Origin of the sequence: Pseudoalteromonas sp. FUC4 (assembly GCF_008370255.1) — a bacterium.
Taxonomy (GTDB): Bacteria; Pseudomonadota; Gammaproteobacteria; order Enterobacterales; family Alteromonadaceae; genus Pseudoalteromonas.
The window spans coordinates 592798-607554 of the sequence record NZ_SEUI01000002.1 but is presented as its reverse complement, the minus strand read 5'-3'; the positions used below and the strand labels follow the sequence as shown (position 1 = coordinate 607554).

General features: G+C 39.6%; 13 protein-coding genes. 5 read left to right on the top strand and 8 right to left on the bottom strand.

From position 1 onward, the window contains the following. Nucleotides 1-286: 286 nt before the first annotated feature. Both EU510_RS08710 and EU510_RS08705 read left to right on the top strand, forming a co-directional pair. Nucleotides 287-1381: an NADH:flavin oxidoreductase/NADH oxidase gene (locus tag EU510_RS08710; RefSeq protein WP_149593154.1), complete on the top strand. Its 1095-nt coding sequence runs from the start codon at nucleotides 287-289 to the stop codon at nucleotides 1379-1381. Between the two features lie 73 nt (nucleotides 1382-1454). Further along, the gene (locus EU510_RS08705) at nucleotides 1455-2651 is read left to right on the top strand and encodes an MFS transporter (protein WP_149593153.1); all 1197 of its coding nucleotides are present in this window, start codon (nucleotides 1455-1457) and stop codon (nucleotides 2649-2651) included. Between the two features lie 81 nt (nucleotides 2652-2732). Here the strand turns inward: EU510_RS08705 and EU510_RS08700 are convergent, their stop codons facing one another. The 3 genes from EU510_RS08700 to EU510_RS08690 form a co-directional block, all read right to left on the bottom strand. Next, nucleotides 2733-3596, bottom strand: coding sequence for an EamA family transporter (locus EU510_RS08700; RefSeq protein ID WP_149593152.1), 864 nt, complete (start codon nucleotides 3594-3596; stop codon nucleotides 2733-2735). 231 nt (nucleotides 3597-3827) lie between these two features. Further along, the gene (locus EU510_RS08695; RefSeq protein WP_149593151.1) at nucleotides 3828-4571 is read right to left on the bottom strand and encodes a FadR/GntR family transcriptional regulator; all 744 of its coding nucleotides are present in this window, start codon (nucleotides 4569-4571) and stop codon (nucleotides 3828-3830) included. A gap of 422 nt (nucleotides 4572-4993) precedes the next feature. Beyond that, nucleotides 4994-5980 carry a Gfo/Idh/MocA family protein gene (locus EU510_RS08690; RefSeq protein WP_149593150.1) on the bottom strand — a complete coding sequence of 329 codons (987 nt, stop codon included), beginning with the start codon at nucleotides 5978-5980 and terminating at the stop codon, nucleotides 4994-4996. A 197-nt stretch (nucleotides 5981-6177) separates the two neighbouring features. Here EU510_RS08690 and EU510_RS08685 point away from each other — a divergent pair, with 197 nt between their 5' ends. Then, entirely contained in the window at nucleotides 6178-7779 is a 1602-nt protein-coding gene (locus EU510_RS08685) for a GMC family oxidoreductase (protein WP_149593149.1), read from the top strand. A gap of 27 nt (nucleotides 7780-7806) precedes the next feature. Here EU510_RS08685 and EU510_RS08680 read toward each other — a convergent pair whose 3' ends face one another. The 3 genes from EU510_RS08680 to EU510_RS08670 form a co-directional block, all read right to left on the bottom strand. Further along, nucleotides 7807-8622, bottom strand: coding sequence for a class I SAM-dependent methyltransferase (locus tag EU510_RS08680; RefSeq protein ID WP_149593148.1), 816 nt, complete (start codon nucleotides 8620-8622; stop codon nucleotides 7807-7809). A 3-nt stretch (nucleotides 8623-8625) separates the two neighbouring features. Further along, nucleotides 8626-9027, bottom strand: coding sequence for a hypothetical protein (locus tag EU510_RS08675; protein WP_149593147.1), 402 nt, complete (start codon nucleotides 9025-9027; stop codon nucleotides 8626-8628). Nucleotides 9028-9293: 266 nt separating this feature from the next. Next, entirely contained in the window at nucleotides 9294-9713 is a 420-nt protein-coding gene (locus tag EU510_RS08670) for a DUF3429 domain-containing protein (RefSeq protein WP_149593146.1), read from the bottom strand. A gap of 280 nt (nucleotides 9714-9993) precedes the next feature. Between EU510_RS08670 and ahpC the strand changes: the two genes are divergently transcribed. Further along, complete coding sequence (gene ahpC, locus EU510_RS08665) at nucleotides 9994-10563, top strand: alkyl hydroperoxide reductase subunit C (protein WP_002960601.1); 570 nt, start codon at nucleotides 9994-9996, stop codon at nucleotides 10561-10563. A 155-nt stretch (nucleotides 10564-10718) separates the two neighbouring features. Further along, complete coding sequence (gene ahpF, locus EU510_RS08660; protein ID WP_149593145.1) at nucleotides 10719-12299, top strand: alkyl hydroperoxide reductase subunit F; 1581 nt, start codon at nucleotides 10719-10721, stop codon at nucleotides 12297-12299. A 129-nt stretch (nucleotides 12300-12428) separates the two neighbouring features. Here the strand turns inward: ahpF and EU510_RS08655 are convergent, their stop codons facing one another. Then, nucleotides 12429-12689: a hypothetical protein gene (locus EU510_RS08655; protein WP_149593144.1), complete on the bottom strand. Its 261-nt coding sequence runs from the start codon at nucleotides 12687-12689 to the stop codon at nucleotides 12429-12431. A gap of 40 nt (nucleotides 12690-12729) precedes the next feature. After that, complete coding sequence (locus EU510_RS08650; RefSeq protein WP_149593143.1) at nucleotides 12730-14751, bottom strand: GAF domain-containing hybrid sensor histidine kinase/response regulator; 2022 nt, start codon at nucleotides 14749-14751, stop codon at nucleotides 12730-12732. Nucleotides 14752-14757: the final 6 nt, after the last annotated feature.

Genomic DNA, 14757 nt, shown 5'->3' with positions numbered 1-14757 from the left:
GGTTAAAAATCACACTCTTGTTTAAAGGTAAATAGTCATTCATTTTTTAAAAATGGCTTTATGATGTGCTCGTTAAACAAATTATTACATTAAAATTGATAGTTTATAATGTCATTAGTTATGCTTTTATCAGCACTATTAAAGTATGTTTTTATCCCCATTAAGAGTGTTAAGTCGGAATTATAAGTAACTGTTTAAGTTATTGAGTGAGCGTGTTTGATTGCCGCTTCGTATTCTTTTTTTTGTTTTGTCCGCACTTTTTTGTGCGTGTTTTTAAGGATTAACAATGAGCCAACTATTTTCGCCTTTATCACTTGGGAAAGTAACGTTAGATAACCGTATTATTATTGCACCCATGTGCCAGTATTCAGCAAACAATGGCGCTGCTAGCGATTGGCATACCATTCATTTGGGCCAATTGAGTTTAAGTGGTGCAGGATTACTTATTTTAGAAGCAACAGCTGTTAACCCAGAAGGGCGTATTAGCTACGGCGATTTAGGGCTTTGGAATAACGAAACTCAACAAGCACTAGACAAAAGCCTAAAAGCAGTAAGGCAATACAGCCCTATGCCTATTGGTATTCAGTTAGCGCATGCCGGGCGCAAAGCATCAACTGAAAAACCATGGGACGGTGGCGATGCCATTGCACCTGATGAGGTAAATGGCTGGCAAACGTTCGCCCCTTCTGCAATTGCGTACGACGATAGCAGCCCAGTACCAAAGGCAATGAGCCAATCTGACATAGATTCACTAGTTAAAGACTTTGTCAGTGCAGCTAAACGCGCAGATGAACTCGGCCTTGATTTAATCGAGCTGCATGGTGCGCACGGTTACCTATTACATCAATTTTTGTCGCCACTTTCAAACAAGCGTGATGACAACTACGGTGGTAGCCTAGAAAACAGAATGCGCTTATTGCTTGATGTGTTTAAAGCGGTGAGAGCGGTATTTCCTAGTAATAAAGCGGTAGGTGTGCGTATCTCGGCAACCGATTGGGTTGAAGGCGGTTGGGATTTAGAGCAATCGATAGTGCTTAGTAAAGCGCTTGATGAACTCGGTTGTGATTTTATTCATGTAAGTACGGCGGGCCTAAGCCCTGAGCAACAAATACCAGTAAAACCTAATTTTCAGGTACCGTTTGCAACAACCATAAAAGAAGCTGTGAATATGCCTGTTATAGCGGTGGGTTTAATTACACAGGCGCAACAAGCCGAAGATATTATTAGCGAGCAGCAGGCCGATGGCGTAGCACTAGCGCGTGGTATTTTATATAACCCGCATTGGCCGTGGCATGCAGCTGCAGAGCTTGGCGCTACAGTGACTGCACCAAAACAGTATTTACGTTCAAGCCCACATGAACAGCCATCACCAATAAAATAAGTAAATTACGAGGTTAAAACCCAATCTGCGTTTGCTGGTTGGGTTTTATTATCTTTATAAAGTAGAGACACACATGACCCAAACAGGCGTTTCAGCGCAACCACTTAGCAATACACTTGTTACTATTATTGCTTTGTGTTGCGGTCTTATTGTTGCCAATATTTATTACGCTCAACCTATTATTGAGTTACTTGCCCCTGAAGTTGGATTAAGTCCACGCAGTGCTAGTCTTATCGTATCGCTTACACAAATAGGCTACGCTTTGGGGTTGTTTTTTTTAGTGCCATTAGCTGACTTAATTGAAAATAAGCGTTTAATGCTCATTACTTTAGTTGTGTCGTTTTTGAGTTTAGTGGGGACTGCACTTGCTGATTCACCCAATGTGATGCTTATTTTGTGTTTGATGATAGGTATTAGCTCGGTTTCTGTTCAGGTGCTTATTCCGCTTGCTGCGCATTTATCGTCTGACGAAAAACGCGGACAAGTTCTTGGCAATATTATGGCGGGTCTGTTGCTAGGTATTTTGCTAGCAAGACCGGTATCGAGCCTAATAGCTGATCACTTTGGTTGGCGCGCTGTATTTTACTTTGCAGCAGGGTGTATGGTGTTTATTGCAGGCGTAATTTATTTTACTATTCCAAGCAGGCAACCTACTCATAAAACAACATATTTTAAGTTATTAAAATCGCTTAAGCAGTTAATGATAAGCCAGCCAGTGCTACGCCAACGTTCATTTTTTCAAGCGTTAATGTTTGCATCGTTCAGTTTATTTTGGACAAGCGTACCGGTTGTGCTTGCTCGTGAGTATGGTTTATCCCAATCAGAAATAGCATTGTTTGCACTAGTGGGCGCCGCAGGTGCAGTAGCTGCCCCCATTGTTGGGCGTTTGGCTGATAAAGGTTATACGCATCAGTTATCGTTATTTGCCAAACTCATTGCAGCACTGTGCTTTTTACCAAGCTTATTTGAGTTACCTTACGGCATTATAGTATTGGCGTTAACCGGTGTATTTATTGATTTTGCTGTGCAGGCCAATATGGTTTTGGGGCAACGTGCAGTGTACGCATTAGAGCCACAAAGCCGTGCGCGTTTAAATGCTATTTACATGACGAGTATATTTGTAGGTGGCGCAGTAGGCTCGCTTATTGCCAGCCCATTATATGAAGCGGGCGGTTGGACTGGTATTGCACTGGTGGCTACCTGCATGCCGCTTATTTCGTTGATTGGCTATTTAGTTACAACTAAAAAGCAAAGTAAGGCTGTGAGTTAAAAATCACTGTAAAGAGCACAATAAAGTCACCATGTTGCGTGGTGACTTTATTTAGCTTGTTTAGGTTAGTTTGGTAGTTAATTAAGTAGTTTGTTTTTTTGCGTTTGAAAAAGAGCTACCAACAGATGCAATAATTACAAGTAAAATAGCGAGCCACTGCCATAAAGTAAGCAATTCACCCAGTATAATAAACCCTGCGAGCGAGGCTATTGCAGGCTCTAAACTCATCATTACGCTAAACCCTTGTGAAGGCATGTTACGCAGTGCAACCATTTCAAGTGTGTAAGGCAGTGCGCTTGATAAAATAGCAATACCAATACCTAGTGGGATAATTTCCCATGTAAACACGGCGCTTTGCATAATGCCGCCGTAAGGGACTAGCACTATAGCGGCAACGGTCATTCCCAATGCGACAGTGGCTCCACCAGAGCTTTGTGTGCCTGTTTTTTTACCAAATAATATATAACCTGCCCAACACGCACCAGCACCAAGCGCAAGGGCTGCACCTAATGGGTCAAGGCTGTCTTGGCCGCTCATATCTGGAAGCAAAAGCAAAATACCGGTAATAGCACAGGCAACCCAAAACAAGTCACGTTTACGGCGCGATGAAAACAAGGCAACAGCAAGCGGGCCTGTAAATTCAAGCGCTACACCAATGCCTAGTGGAATGCGTTCAATGGCGTAATAAAACAAAATGTTCATGCCGCCTAAACTTAAACCATATACAATTATAGGAATACGATTACCCGACGTGGGTAAGTGTTTCCAAGGTTTAAACACTAAGCAAAGTATAAATGCAGAAAAACCAAGCCTAAGTGCTGTTGTACCTTCAGGGCCAACAATAGGGAAAAGCTGTTTTGCAAACGACGCGCCCGTTTGAATGGTCATCATAGCAAGCAGTACACACACGATAGCCAGCAAATAACTTTTTGAAGATGCTTGCATTTTAATCCTTGAGTTGAGTAACTCTATCAATTAGTTATGTAATGCAGGGAGTATAAAAGCTAAACCCGCCCGATATTAATGGCGGCATAGTATCTTTTTTTAAATTTATAGGTAAGTGTTTGCGACCAAAATTGCGCAATTAAAAGTATATTAAATAGGGCAGGTAAATAAAGTAAGAGGTAAAGTTAGCAAACAGGCGTTTGCTAACTTTAATAAGTTGGTTAAAAGGCCTTAGTGGGCACTTTTATTAACTAAGCCATCAAGCGAGTAGAGGCCTCGTTTTTCATCATTTTTGCGTTTAATTTCTTCAAGTGCACGCGATTCTACAGCGTCAAATAAAGCATTAATTAAGCGGTTAAAATGTTTATGCATTGCAGTACGTGCTGCATTTGCATCATGCGACTTTAGAGCTGTATAAATAGCGGTGTGTTCATCCATAACGCACTCGTTATTGTTTTTACATACACTGCTATAGTCAGCAACAATTTGTGAGTTTGTTAAACGTAAATCCCACAAGTTAGACACCGCAAATTCAAGTGCTTTATTGCGCGTTGCTCTAGCTATAATTTCGTGGAACTCACGGTCGGCTTGCTCAACATAAAGGCCTTTTTCCATGGCAATTAATGTTTTATTTAGTTGCTCTAGTTCTTCTTCTGTAATGCTTTGAGCAGCTAAAGCGGCAATTTCGCCTTCAATTAATGCGCGAGCTTGAGTAAGTTCAAATGCACTGATCTCTTTTGATTTTATAGATGCATTTTTTTGTTCTACTACGTAAACACCAGAGCCGGTTTTAACTTCAACTCGACCACGTACTTCTAATGCGATAATAGCTTCTCTAATGGTAGGGCGACTTACATCAAACATTTCTGCAAGTTCACGTTCAGGTGGTAAACGACTCCCAGCAGAAAATTCGCCTTGATTTATTAAAGACTCAATTTTATCAACTATGCGCCAAAATAAGCGACGATTACCCATATTTTACCTTCATTACCTTAAGGAATAATGGCCTCTGGGGCCTAAAAGTCAAAACCAACTGTTAAAACCAGAGGTTACCTCAAAATTCACTATTATGTCAAAATTCTAACGCGATGTTGTGGTTAAAAGCCACTATACACCAATGGTTGCATTATTGTATTACCAATTTAGTTTAAAATAATATAATTGGCCAGCTTGATTGGTAATGTTTTTGTGTGTTAAGTTAGATTTAAGATTAAAAGGTAAGAAATATTGGTAACAAATCGAGTTGAGTTGTCAGTGTTAAGTTTGTTGTATAGGTATTTGATTGCCCATGGATGGGGATCGCTATTTTAAAGTGTTTTGTAAAGTGTGTCGTGGTTCGAGAGCTATTTAAGCTTTCTTTTGGGCGTTAACTGTCGTTGGTTAACGCCCATATTTAATTAGTCGTTAGGATATACAACCCCAAGCTGTTTGCGTGCTTCATCAAGAACGCGCATTACGTTACTGGCTAAAATATGTGTATTAACGGGTGACTCAAGAATATTTTGCTTCACTAATGCCATAAAATGCTCAACTTCGTATTTCATAAAGTGCTCATCAAACGGCTGGGATATAACCTCTACCTCACCATTATTAGCAATAAACTCCACCTTTTTGAGTTGCGATACGGCTTCTATACGTATGCGTCCAAGCTCGCCTTGTATTTCGGTTATGTTGTCGCCTTGCGATATTTTAGAGTAACTAATAACGGCTTGTTTATCAGCGTAGTTTAGTAATACATCCCCCGCACCATCAACACCTGTATCAAGTAATACGCCACTGGCACTTACGCTTTGCGGCGCTCCCCAAAGTGCAATTAATAAATACAGTGGGTAAATCCCTAAATCAACTAAAGCGCCGTTAGCAAACTCGGGTAAAAATGTGTTTGGGCGTTCGCCATTTTTATACTTATCGTAACGCGATGAATATTGACTGTACTGGCCAATATATTTACGTGGTGTGCCAATTTTTACTATTGCCTGTTGCAGCCGCTCAAAGTTAGGCAAGTGAGTGGTCATCATGGCTTCCATGTAAAGGCGCTGATGCTTTTTTGCTGCAGCTATAATGCTTGCAAGCTCTTTAGAATTGGCTGCAGATGGTTTTTCGCCAAGGACATGTTTACCCGCTTCTAGACACATAACGGCATATTGTTTGTGTAAGCTGTTAGGAGCGGCTATGTAGACAGCATCGACATTTTGATCTTGGCAAACTTGCTCGATTGAGGTGAAAATTTTTGCTTGTGCATTTTGTGGGTGTTTGGTTAAAAACGCTTCGCCGCTTGATACTGCGCGCGAGCACACCCCATATAAATTAAAATCGTTTAACGTATTTGCAGCGGCTAACAATGTGTCGCTAATAAAATTGGTGCCAACAATAACAAAGTTCATGCCCACTCCTTAGAAAATATAAGAACGAGAATTGTATCATTTTAAATTTTGGCGTGTTTGTTTTAAAGTTTAAGTTTTTAATGTGTTTAGGCTTTAATTAATGTCGTTTTTTAGCTGAGGTTTATGCAATATAAATAGCGATTAATGAACTGGTTTTATGTATTGTAGTGTAAATAAAAAGTAAACGGCTAAGTTGTATGAGCACAGAGTATGATTACATCATAATTGGCGCAGGCAGTGGTGGTTGCGTTATGGCATCGCGTTTGTCTGAGGATAAAAATGTCAGTGTGTGTTTAATTGAAGCTGGCGGCAGCGATAAAAGTGTATTTGTGCAAATGCCAGCTGGCATAGCAGCGAGTGTCCCTTATGGCATAAATAGCTGGCATTACAATACGGTGCCACAAAAGGCGCTTAATAACCGCTGTGGTTTTGTGCCGCGCGGCAAAGTATTGGGTGGGTCAAGCTCTACCAATGCAATGGTTTACATAAGAGGTAATAAGTACGATTACGACCAATGGGCGGCTAATGGCAATACGGGATGGGATTTTGATAGTTTACTCCCGTATTTTATTAAAGCTGAGAACAATAAAGCGTTTATAAATAATGAGCTGCACGGGACAAAGGGTCTGCTACATGTGCAAGAGCTAAATAACCCAAGCAATGTAAACCAATACTTTTTAAATGCCTGTGCTGAGCAGGGCGTTAATTTAAGCGACGATATAAATGGTAAAGAGCAAAGCGGCGCGCGTTTATCACAGGTAACTCAGCACAATGGCGAGCGTTGTAGTGCAGCAAAAGCATATTTAACACCGTATTTAAACCGCCCCAATTTAACGGTATTAACCCATAGCCACGTTAATAAAATAAATATAACCAATAAGATAGCGCAAGGCGTGCAAATAGAGCGTAATAAAGAGGTTATTAATTTACGTGCTAAAAAAGAGGTAATACTTAGTGCTGGCGCTATTAATTCGCCGCAAATATTAATGCTTTCAGGCATTGGCCCAAAAGAGCATTTAAGTGCACATAACATTAAGGTTCAGCACGTACTTGAAGGTGTTGGCGCTAATTTACAGGATCACTTAACGGTAGTGCCACTTTATAAATCTAAAACAAGTAAGGGCACATTTGGTATAAGCCCGCTTGGCATTGCCAGCATTTTAAAAGGCTGTATTAACTGGTTTAGTAAACGAGAAGGGCGATTAACCAGTAATTTTGCAGAGTCGCACGCGTTTATAAAAGTATTTGAAGACTCGCCAGCGCCAGATGTGCAATTAGAATTTGTTATTGGGCTGGTGGACGATCATAGTCGTAAATTACACACTGGGCATGGTTACAGTATACACAGCAGTATTATGCGCCCCAAAAGCCGAGGTACTATTACATTAGCCGATAACAACCCGCGTAGTGCACCGCTTATTGACCCTAATTATTTAAGCCATCCAGATGATATAACTGTAATGCTTGCTGGTCTTAAAAAAACACTCACTATTATGCAAAGTAAAGCTTTTGATAACATACGCGGTAAAATGGTTTATCCGCTTGATATAAATAATGATGCTCAGCTAATTGAGTTTATACGCCAAACTGCAGATACCGAGTATCACCCAGTAGGGACATGTAAAATGGGGCAAGACTCAATGGCAGTGGTGGATACTAATTTACGAGTACACGGGGTGAGTAACGTACGCGTAGTTGATGCGTCGATTATGCCTACTATTATTACCGGCAACACAAATGCGCCGGTAATTGCGATTGCTGAAAAAGCGGCTGATTTAATTAAACACGAAAAGGTATAATTAAATAAACTGTAGTAGGGCTATTAATTAGCTATAAAACTTATTTAGCCATTGTTGCCAATCGTTTTCAAGATGTAGCATTTGCTGATGCTTTTTAGCGTTTAGATGTTTGGCTTCATCCTCGCTTGCCACATAAGGCCCGACGCGGCAAAGGGGGCAATGGTTAGATGTTAAGTATGCAGGCTTTGTAAGGCGTGAGCTTAATTCGCTAGTATGTTTATCGATACTTTTTGGGCTGAAAACGTAAGTTATACCGCTGGTGTCTTTAACGTGTTTATCGCGGTCAACATTACGAATTTTATAACCTTCAAAATGGCTAATATCAAATGGGATTTGGCCTAAATAATCTGCTGTTAAACCGTTATTTAAACTCCCTTCTATATTCCATTCTCGATAAGGTTTTACATCCTTTGAGGTGATGTAACAAAGCATTGGCCCATTTTTATCAAGCGCGTATTCGTTAGCGTATTTAATAAATTGGTGCAGTAAAGCGCGGTTTAATACGTTCATACTGGTTTGGTGCGTGTTGCTTTCAAACGCTTCACGGCCAACAAATGCAGGTATAAGCGGAAACTGAAAAATAACCACGTCAAAGCTGTGCTGGCTTTCACTTAGAGCTTGCCAACATGCGGGATTTGTTACATCAAAACTATTAAGCACTTCAACGTTGTGCGCTTTTAGGTTGCTAAGTGCATTGTGCTGATATTTTTGCTCAATAGTAGTCTGGTCATCGTAAGTGGATGCAACCAAAGCTTTTGGCGATAGATGGGTGTAAATAGCGTTCGAAAACGATAAATCGCCATCGCCTACGGTGAGTATTCGCCATTGAGGATTTAAATACATATTTTATTTAGCGTTTATGTTTGTAGCAGTATTATTTATATCGCTATTTGTTTGTGAGTCTTTTGCTAGTAAACGATGAAACGCAAGTCTGGTTTTTAATCCTTCGATTGCGATTTGTTTAATAATAAGATTAAAGGTAATTAAAATAGCCAAGGCAATATGAATAGGGCCGTGAGTGAATCCTGCATCTGTATCGTACAGTGTTAAACCGAATAGCAAAAATAAGACGACTAAAAATATTTCGAGTAATTGACTTGAATAAAAGCTTAAACGACCTTCGCTTTTATGATCTTTTTTAATGCGAATAGCACAAAAAAACGGGATCACTTTGATTTTAAATGCAGCGTTTTTTTCTACGTAGTTTTCGCCAAGTTCGTCGAGTTGTTGGCGTAGTTGGTCAATCATGGTGTGTCCTCAAATAGCAGTGCGCGGATATTACCTTATTACCACGCAATATTTAAGTTTACAGCTGCTATTTAACCTGAACTCTGGTTAATAGATTTGCTAACGCATTGAATTATGGTGATATTTAAATTTATTTTCTCTAGCCAGAGATTTTCAGTGAAAACAAGGCGAATTTACGCGTCAATAGCGGGCCTATTGCAATTAAATTCAACGCAGTTAGCGCTGAAAATAGCTGCTTGAGATAGATTTATTATCCAGAGTTCAGGTTACTTAGGGTAAATACTCATACCAATAGTCAGAATGTGACAAACAAACACAACAGAGGTGAGTACAAAGCGCATTTTTTGATAATCTTTATGATAGGTTTGCCATTGTGGCGTGGCTTTTTCAAATATAAGTACTAACCAAAAACTAGCACCTAGCCAAGCCAGTGCCCACTCTACAGGTAAAAATGATACAAATGGAACTGGGATAACAGGTAATACCGCTTTAATTGCGTTGCTATAGCTTTGCTCTCCGGCGCGCCATAAGTTACCCGCCATAAATGCTAAAATGGCGATACTGTAAAAAGTAAAAAACTCTAAGTTAAGGCTATTACTGCCAAACATGAGAGGCCAACCTACACACCCTAAAAACGGGATTAAGCCTAAGTAGCCTAGCTGTATATGGTTAACAAATTTTTCCATTACGGTGCGCCTTATATTTAATGACTTATTTGAAGCGGGGCTATTGTAGCAGTATTGCGATTAGCGGTCTTAATAATTCGTAGCGTTTGCAATTCAACTAATCTTTACGATAACATTGATTATATAGTTCAACCCAAAAAACCGATTGTTTTAATCTAAACAATCAATTTTATTTAATTTCCCATTGGCCTTATTGTATTAATCAAGCCAACGCAGAAGGTCGTTTAAAACGAAAGCGTTGATTACTTTTAAAATACATAAACACAGATGAGGAAATACCATGAGCACTTCATTAATCAATACAAAATTACAACCATTCAATGCAACCGCTTACCACAACGGTGACTTTGTAGAATTGTCTGAAAAAGATGTTCTAGGTAAATGGTCAATCTTCTTCTTTTACCCAGCAGACTTTACATTTGTATGTCCTACCGAATTAGGTGACCTTGCAGATTATTATGCACAACTTCAAGAAATGGGCGTAGAAGTTTACTCAGTATCTACCGACACTCATTTTACTCATAAAGCATGGCACGACACGTCAGACACTATCGGTAAAATTACTTACCCAATGATTGGCGACCCAACAGGGCGTATTACACGTAGCTTTGGTGTAATGATTGAAGAAGAAGGCTTAGCACTTCGCGGAACATTTGTAATGAACCCAGAAGGCGAAATTAAAGTAATCGAAACTCACGATTTAGGAATTGGCCGAAGCGCTAAAGAACTAGTTCGTAAAGTACAAGCTGCACAATACATTGCAACTCACGATGGTGAAGTTTGCCCTGCATCTTGGCAGCCAGGTGAAGACACACTTGCACCTTCACTAGATTTAGTTGGTAAAATCTAAATATAGGTTTACCCACTTTTATAAGGGCAGGTAACTGCCCTTAAATCAACGAACATTCGTTTGTTGGTGCCTCCTATATCAATATACTTGTTTAAGCACATGCATTATTTGGCATGGGAGGCTTGCTGTTTAAATTTTCCTAAAAGGGTTAAGCCATGTTAGATAACAACATAAAAAATCAATTAAAAAGCCATTTCGAATCGCTTACTCAACCTGTTGAGCTGCTTATTGCCTTGGATGACAGCAAAAAATCAGCAGAAGTAGAAAGCTTAGCAAACGATTTAGCCTCACTAAGCGATAAATTTACTGTAATAAGCAATCCTGATACAAGCGCACGTCGCCCGTCAATGGTTGTACATTCGCCTATTAAAAACACTCATATTACGTTTGCAGGCGTACCTATGGGTCATGAATTCACAAGTTTAGTGTTAGCACTTTTGCATACTGGCGGACACGCAAGTAAAGCTAAAAGCGAAGACATTGAGCAAATACAATCGCTTACTCAAGAGCTGAACTTTGAAGTATACATAAGTTTAAGTTGCCAAACGTGCCCGCAAGTAGTGCAAGCACTCAATACGATGGCAGCGACAAATAGTAATATAAAAGCCACCATGATTGACGGTGCACTATTTCAAGGTGAAGTAGAAGAGCGAAATATTTTAGCTGTACCGGCTGTATATTTAAATGGCGAACCATTTAGCCAAGGTGCACTAAGCCTTACTGACATACTTAATAAAGTAGATAGCAAAGGGGCTGCTAAACAAGCAGCAGCGCTAAGCGAAAAAGATAAATTTGATGTACTTGTAGTTGGTGGCGGCCCAGCGGGCGCGTCGGCTGCAATTTATTCAGCACGAAAAGGGTTAAATACAGGTATTGTTGCCGACCGATTTGGCGGACAAGTGGCCGATACATTAGCAATAGAAAACTTTATTTCGATTAAAGCGACTGAAGGGCCTAAATTGGTTGCTCAGCTTGAAGAGCACGTTAAAGAATACAATGTAGATGTAATGCATAATCAGCGTGCAGCGGCACTTGGTTATAACAATGGTTACGAAATTACGCTAGAAAATGGCGCAGTACTTAAAGCTAAATCGCTCGTGCTTGCCACTGGTGCACGCTGGCGCGAAATGAACGTACCCGGCGAGCAAGAATATCGCGGCCACGGTGTGGCATATTGCCCACATTGCGACGGCCCTTTATTTAAAGGTAAACCTGTTGCTGTAATTGGCGGTGGTAATTCAGGTATAGAAGCGGCAATCGATTTAGCCAATATTGTGCAAAGCGTTACGGTACTTGAATTTGCAGACACATTAAGAGCTGATGAAGTGCTTATTCGTAAAGCTAAAAGCATGGCTAATATTACTATTATCAAAAGTGCACAAACTACCGAAGTACTTGGTGATGGTAAAAAAGTTACTGGCTTAATGTACACAGATAGAGTGACAGGGGAGAGCAAAAAGCTTGAACTTGCTGGTATATTTGTACAAATAGGCTTAATACCAAATACCGAGTGGTTAAAAGACAGCGACCTTGAATTAAGCAAATTTGGTGAGATACTAATTGATGCTAAAGGCGCCACTTCATTACCAGGCATTTACGGCGCGGGGGATGCAACCAATACTCCGTTTAAACAAATTATTATTGCAATGGGCAGTGGTGCAACAGCAAGCTTAGGCGCATTTGATTATTTAATTCGCCACAGCGATGAAACCGAGCAAGATCAAAGCGCTGCTTAACATTATTTAATAAAAAATTTAGTAAAAACTCTCTTGATATAACAGTAAGGCTACACCCATAGCTGTTTGTTAACCCAAGCCGCCCTTCTCCAAAGGCGGCTTTTTTATACTTAAAAATTAGCACATGATTTAATCGCATCCACTACCAGAATCACCACCGCCGCAATCTGTATGAGAATGAGATGAGTTGCTACTAGAATAAGCTGAAGAGTCACTGCCAGTATAAGCGGATGATCCACGTGATGACTTAGCACTGATAAATGTAACTAACAGCAATATGCCTGATACGATAACTATTGTTATTGATGAGCTCCATTGCCCAGTGGAAACGCCTTTAAATACAGCAACAATAAGCACTGTTAGTAATATAGTTCTAATTATATTTTTCATTTTATGTTCTTATTTTTTAACAGTGGTAGTGCAGTAAAAACTAGCTGATTTTTACGGTATGCTCAAGCGCATTAATAACTGCTCTTTCAAGTATGGGGAGTTTAAACGGTTTTGATATAAACATATCCATACCGGCTTGTTTACATGCAAGTTTGTCTTGTGATGAGGTGTTAGCTGTTATTGCTACTATGTAAGTTTTTTCATGCGAGCAGATGTTTTCCGATCTAAGTTGCTTAGTTGCTTCAAACCCATCGAGGATGGGCATTATGCAATCCATAAAAATAAGGTCATAATGCTTTTGACGACATTTTAATACTGCATCTTGGCCATCTACTGCTGAGTCTGCTTTAATATTAAGCTTGCCTAAAGAGGCATGAAGTACTAACCGATTGATGTCGTTATCATCGACTACAAGCACTGATAATTCACTGCCATTAATATCTAAAGTTGATTTAAGGCTTTCTTGTTTTTGTTCTGTCCCTTGCTCAATAGGAATATTGACCAAAAAAGTAGTGCCTTTATTTGGTGTGCTTTTTACCTTTATTTTTCCGCCCATATATTCAACAAGTTCTTTTACTATTGCAAGGCCAAGGCCTGTGCCACCTTTTGAATTTTTAGCATCAATTTCTTGAGAAAAAGGAGAAAACAGTGATTCTAAAAAGTTTTTACTCATTCCGCGGCCGGTATCAGACACTTCAATATTTAAAATTAGCTTATTTTTTATTTTAGAAAGGTTTGTGTTTAGTGTAACTGAACCATTCTCAGTAAATTTCAGTGCATTGCTTAGTAAGTTAGAGGTTATTTGGCTAAGGCGTGTGTTGTCACTAAATGCCCAACAATTATCATCAATCGTATTTTCTACTTGTAGAGCAACATGAGTATTTTTAAATAAGGGTGTGTATAAGGATGTTAAATCGGAGAAAATTGTTTTTAGTAAAAAGTCAGTAGGTTCTAGCTTTAGCTCACCATGGTTTATTTTTGAAAAGTCGAGAACTTCGTTAATTATACTGAGTAAAATATCGGCGCTTCTAAGTGCGATTTTAATTTTTTCGGCACGCACTTCTTCACTATGCTCGTCGATTAATGTTGTAAGCATACCTGTAATACCATTGAGCGGTGTTCTTAGCTCGTGGCTTATTTTAGCAAGTAGCATGCTTCTGTCTTCCAGTAAGCGCTCTGCTTGCGCTTGCTTTTGTTTAAGCTCTTCTCGGAGCATTACCGATTCGGTTACATCTTGGCAGGTGCCAAATAACCGCACACATCGGCCTCCATCAAATTCGGCCTCACCAAAAGTAGCTACCCATAAATGTTTATTTTTAGCCGTTACTACTTCTAGTTCTAAATTCCATTTTTTACCTTTTTCAATGGCTAATTCTACCGCGCGTGTTATGCCTTCACGACTTGGACCTTCTTTATAAAACTCGATTGCAGAATTCATTTGCAGTTGAAATTGTTCATCTACTTCATGTATGAGGTAGGTTTGTTCACTCCAGGTAATTTTATCGGAGATTAGATCAACCTCCCACGTGCCTATATTTGCAACATGTTCTAGTTTCAGTAAGGTATTACTATTTTTTATTAGTTGTTCTTTAGTTTGGGCGCGAGCAAATTCTGATCCAAGCCATTGTGCGAATAATTCGATGTAGTCGTAAGCATCATCGTTAAAAGCGAGGGAGTCTTTTGCAGATGAAAAGTTAACGGTACCAAATATTTCCTCACCAATTTTTATTGGCGCGCCAATATAAGACTCTAACTGAAAATTGATATAACAGGGGTGGTTTGCAATTGCGCTTTGAGATGCTTTATGAAAGGCAAGTGCAGAGCCTGCAGCGAGCGTATGTACGCAATAGGTGCCTTGTAAATCAAACACAGTACCGGGCAAAAGTGAGTTGTCGGGGGTTATGGCATGTAAAACGGTATAGCTGTTTTCATCTACTTTACTAATAATACCTAGCTCTAGATTAAATACTTCTAACCCAAACACTAAAAGCTTATTAATTTTACTTTCAAAATCAAGCGATTGATTAGAAACTATATCGTGAAAACGTCGTAAAAAATTCAAAAAGAA